The organism is Synechococcus sp. R6-10, assembly GCF_047461815.1.
Classification (GTDB): Bacteria; Cyanobacteriota; Cyanobacteriia; order Thermostichales; family Thermostichaceae; genus Thermostichus.
In genome coordinates this window covers 1-4,471 of sequence record NZ_JANSHW010000757.1, presented here as the reverse complement: position 1 = coordinate 4,471, position 4,471 = coordinate 1, and the positions used below count along the sequence as shown (strand labels likewise).

At 61.3% G+C, this 4,471-nt stretch carries 3 protein-coding genes; all 3 read right to left on the bottom strand.

Annotated features, from left to right (window positions below):
* On the bottom strand, positions 1-1,446 hold a 1,446-nt coding region (locus tag NW837_RS15845; protein ID WP_414332678.1), incomplete at its 3' end, for an arginine deiminase-related protein.
* Positions 1,447-1,530: 84 nt separating this feature from the next.
* Positions 1,531-2,283: a response regulator transcription factor gene (locus NW837_RS15840; RefSeq protein ID WP_011431916.1), complete on the bottom strand. Its 753-nt coding sequence runs from the start codon at positions 2,281-2,283 to the stop codon at positions 1,531-1,533.
* 203 nt (positions 2,284-2,486) lie between these two features.
* Positions 2,487-4,298 carry an ABC transporter ATP-binding protein gene (locus NW837_RS15835; protein WP_414332680.1) on the bottom strand — a complete coding sequence of 604 codons (1,812 nt, stop codon included), beginning with the start codon at positions 4,296-4,298 and terminating at the stop codon, positions 2,487-2,489.
* Between the last annotated feature and the right edge of the window lie 173 nt (positions 4,299-4,471).

The window sequence follows — 4,471 nt, the reverse complement described above, 5'->3', positions numbered from 1 at the left end:
CTCCCAGGCAATCTGCTCCACCAGGATCTCCACCCGCCGCTCGCTGGAGACTCCCGATCCCATAAAGGTGAACTCCTGGGAAGAGCGCTCTTTGCTGGCCTGGCGCACGGTGCGGATCCCTTCCACCCCACACACCACGGCATCCCCCACCTGCAAATCTCGAATCAGGGTGCAATAGGCTGAAAACTCCGTCTTGCCATTGCAATCGGATCCCTTGACCACGATCACCCCATCCATGCGCTGACGCTGCACCGGGATCCACTGGCCGGCCACCCGCACCTGCGTGGGGTAGATGGTGGTGACATAAAAATCGTCGGGCGCTACCCCTGCTTTCTCTACCCGCTCCAGACGGGCATCTTGCTGGGTTTCCTCCGAGAGACGGGCCCCCTGCTCGATCAAGGCGCTGAGAATGGTATCCAGGGTCTCTTCGGTGGGAGCGGAAACGGCCAGTTCCACTGTAGAGGTGCTCTGCCGTTTTTCCCCAAGCTGAAACTTGAGGATCTGGAAGCTGCCGCCATTGTCGACAATGCAATCGACGGCTCTGGTGAGCAGGTCGCTGTCCACCAAGTGTCCCTGGAGGGTCACCGTCCGGCTGAGCACCGTGGCCACCGGATCGGTTTGGGGAGCCACCGTCTCGTCGAGGCGCAATGTCAAGCACTTGGCCGCCCCACCGGCTTTCAGGAACTCCGTCAGCTCCGTCTGCACCACCGCAAATCCCCGCTCCTGTAGGGCGGCTTCCAGCTCTGGGCTGACCCGATTCACCAAGATCGTGCCGTTCACATCCACGGCATTGCAGGCAAAGTGAATGGCATCCGCCTCCTGAACCGGGATCCGCTTTTCAGGGGGCACCCGCATCTCGATCAAGCGGTTGGAATAGGCATCAAAAGCCGGTGGATAGTAAAGCAAATAGCCTTCGGAGAGGGGGCAAAAGCAGGTGTCTAGGTGGTAGAACCGCTCGTCCACCAGCCGCAAAGACAACACCTCGATCCCCAGCCACTTGGCCAAGTAGGGGTGAGACTCCAACATGGAGCGAAAGCCGTAGCCCGCCCACAGCCAGCGCCCTGCCCGATCCAACAGAGCATCTCCCGCCCCCTCAAAAGCCAGGGCCGGCGGCAGCTCATAGACGGTGTAGCCCTGTCCCTCAAACCAAGCCTTGAAATGGGGCTGTTCCCCCTGCCGCTCTGGGTGATAAAAACGGCTCAGCACCACCTTGGATCCCAGGATGAGCCCAGCATTCGCCGTAAACACCATATCCGGCCATCCCGGCACCGGCTGGATTAGCTTCACCTCCGCCCGCTGCGAGAGATGCCGATAAAGAGCCTGCCACTGCTGCAGCGCCCGTTCTCGCGAAGAGCGGTGAACATTCCCCACCATCCAGGGGTTGATCACATAGTCCACCTCGTAGTGATCGGGTGGGCACATCAAATACCGAATGGCACCAGGCATAGATCTCAGAGCGCAATCTGCAGCAGGGCATCCCCTAGATTAGCAGTTGCGTGAGCAGCATCCTCAAGAATCATGAAAGAATCATTATTTGTGGGAATCTTTCGCCAGCTCTGGCTGCGGTGGGACGGGATCGGCAATGTTGGGCAACTCCAGACAGTAGCCCGCCCCATAGACGGTTTTGATGTACTGGGGGTGGCGGGGATCCGGCTCCAGCTTGGTGCGCAGGTGGCGGATGTGAACACGGATGGTCTCGATGTCGTCGTCGGGCTCGTAGCCCCACACCTCCTGCAGGATTTCGCTGGGGGAAACGGTCTGCCCATGTCGCTGCATCAGACAGTGGAGCAGGTCAAACTCCAGGTGGGTGAGCTTGATCGTTTTGCCGAACCACAACGCCTCAAAGCGCTCCGGCACCAGCGTGAGAGGGCCATAGGTGAGGATCTCCCCATGCTTGGCCGCCTGTGGGATCCGGTCTGAGCGACGCAGCAGGGCCCGCACCCGCACCAGCAGCTCCTGCACCTCAAAAGGCTTGGTCAGGTAGTCGTCGGCACCGGCATTAAAGCCCTCGATCTTGTCCTGGGTTTGGCCGAGGGCGGTGAGCATCAAAATCGGGATCTCGCTGGTGCGCTCCTCCCGCCGCAAGCGCTGACAAACGGTCAGGCCATCTACCTGGGGCAGCATCAGGTCGAGGATGATCAGATCGGGGAGAACTTGCAGAGCCAGTGCTTGTCCGCGCACCCCATCGGTGGCCTTCACAACCTCGTAGCCCGCCAACTCCAGATTGATGCGCAGGATATCCAGAATCGAAGGGTCGTCCTCAATAATGAGTATGCGAGCCATAGCCGGTTGCAGCCCAAACTGCGGATAAAACGTTTTGTTAAATGTGCTAACAAAGAGTCGAAGCTTTACGACTGGAAGTTTACTTAATTTTAGCCTCATTGCAAATCTTACTGCGAAGTTAACCCGCAGGGTTGCCCAGCCCGGAGCCGGATGCAGGGGAAACTTTTCAACCCGTTTGGGGCAAATGGGTGCGTTTTTAAGGCCTACGGCCCGCTATCGCGAACGGATCTCCCTTTGGGGGAAGTGCTCCGCACCGCTGGCGCGAACGCGGCGATGAGGCGGCGGGTGTAGTCCTGCTGCGGCTGCTGGTAGATCTGGGAGGCGGGGCCAAGCTCTTCGATGCGGCCCCGGTTCATGACCATGATGCGGTCGCTCATGAACTTGACCACGCTCAGGTCGTGGGAGATGAACAGGTAGGCCAACCCCAGTTCCTCCTGCAGATCCTTGAGCAAGTTCAGCACCTGTGCCTGCACGGAGACATCCAGGGAAGACACTGCCTCATCGCAGACGATCAGGCGGGGCTCCGAGGCCAGGGCGCGGGCAATACAGATCCGCTGCCGCTGTCCTCCGGAAAACTGGTGGGGCGGGCGATCCAGCGCTTCCGGATCCAACCCTACCCGTTCAAACAGGCGTTGGGCCCGTGCTCGTCGCTCAGCAGCATTTCTCCCAATCCCGTGCAGGGCCATTGGCTCTATGACGCTGGCTCCCACACTCATGCGCGGATCCAGTGAGGCTGCCGGATCCTGAAAGATCAGCTGAATCTCGCGGCGGAGACGACGTAAGCGTTGGGGCGGCAAGCGGAGCAGCTCCTCGCCGTCGTAGATCACCTGGCCAGAGCTGGCACGGACCAGGCGCAACAGGGTTCGCCCCAGGGTGGTTTTGCCGCAGCCGGACTCTCCCACCAGCCCCAAGGTCTCTCCGGGGTAGAGGTCAAAGCTGATCCCATCCACAGCTCGGATCTCGCCCACCTGGCGGCCAAATGGCCCTCGACGGACGGCGTAGTGGGTTCGCAGATCCCGCACCTGCAGCAGGGGGGGCTGACTGTACAGCCGGCGCAGCCGTTCTTCCTCTAAGGACTCCGTCCCGCTTACGCGAACGGCAGCCGGGATCTCCACCTGCTGCCACTGCTCCTCTGGGGATCCCCCTTTTTCCAGAAAATCCTGGACGGTGGGCAACCGCCGCAACCGCCGCTCCAACACCGGGCGACAGGCCAACAGGCCGCGGGTGTAGGGATGCTGGGGATCCCGAAAGATCTGCTCCACCGATCCCTGTTCCACAGCTTGGCCCCGGCGCATCACCACCACCTGATCTGCCAGTTCGGCCACCAAATTGAGATCGTGGGTGATGAAGAGGATGGCCATCTGCCGGTGCTGCTGCAGCTCCCAGAGCAGGCGCAGGATTTCCGCTTGCACCGTGACATCCAGAGCGGTGGTCGGCTCATCGGCAATCAACAGTTGGGGATTGGAGGCGATGGCACAGGCGATGGCCGCCCGCTGGATTTGGCCGCCGGAGAGCTGATGAGGGTAGCGCTCCAGCATCTGGGGAGAAAGCTGCACCTCCTCAAACAGGCGAATGGCTTGGGCGCGGATCTCCGCCGGGCTCAGGGAGGTGTTGGCCCTCAAGGTTTCCTGTAACTGCTGGCCACAGGTGTAGAGGGGGTTGAGGGCGGTGCTCGGCTCCTGGAAAATCATGGCGATCTGGGATCCGCGATAGCGCCGCCGTTGCCGGGGATCCAACTGCAGCCAGTCCACCGTTCCGTTGGGGCCCTTGAAGAGGATTTTGCCCTCCACCCGGGCCGAGCTGGGCAGCAGATCAATCAGCGTCAGGGCGGTCATGGTTTTGCCGGATCCCGACTCCCCCACCAGGCCTAAGGTCTGGCCGATCCCGATCTGGAAAGACAGCCCGTCCACCACCGGGGATCCCGAGGGCTCGCCAGCTGCACGGCTGGGCAAGAAAACCCGCAGCCCTTGTACGGTCAGCAAGGCAGAATCGGCAGTAGAGACAGCCTCAGTCATGGCGACGAAAGTGCTCCGCACCGCTGGCGCGAACGCATTAGGGGAATTGGCAGGATTATAGACTACCGCCCCCGCCTTGGCCTCCAAAGTGCTCCGCACCGCTGACCAAAAGGCGCGGCAAGCCCCGTCCTTCAGGGCAGGGAAGGATAGCGCCGACCGTAGCCGACGCCCTT